Source organism: Pseudomonas sp. JV245A (assembly GCF_032424515.1).
In the GTDB taxonomy this organism is placed as follows: Bacteria; Pseudomonadota; Gammaproteobacteria; order Pseudomonadales; family Pseudomonadaceae; genus Aquipseudomonas; species Aquipseudomonas protegens.
In genome coordinates this window covers 1-305 of the sequence record NZ_VYKE01000618.1, presented here as the reverse complement: position 1 = coordinate 305, position 305 = coordinate 1, and the positions used below count along the sequence as shown (strand labels likewise).

Here is a 305-nt window from a genome sequence, read left to right as displayed (position 1 = left end):
GAGCCGGCTTGCCGGCGAAGAGGGCCTCGAGTCTTGCGCGGTCTTCAACGGTTTCACTCAGTACGCTTGGCCACCAGGGTCAGGATGTCGTAGCTGGCCACCACCTCGCCCAGCTGGTTGCTGACTTCCACATCCCAGGCCACCACTCCTTGCGGCGTGCCCTGGGGGCTGAGCTTGCCCTGGTCGATCTTGCGCTTGCAGGTCAGGCGCGCCTGCAGGGTGTCGCCAATGCCCACCGGGGTGATGAAGCGCAGGGTGTCCAGGCCGTAGTTGGCCAGCACCGGGCCGGGGCCCGGGGAAACGAA

1 protein-coding gene is annotated in these 305 nt (G+C 66.9%); it reads right to left on the bottom strand.

All coding sequences use genetic code 11. The annotated features are described in order from the left end of the window. Positions 1 to 53: 53 nt before the first annotated feature. On the bottom strand, positions 54 to 305 hold a 252-nt coding region (locus F6S12_RS33305), incomplete at its 5' end, for a MaoC/PaaZ C-terminal domain-containing protein (protein WP_409999893.1).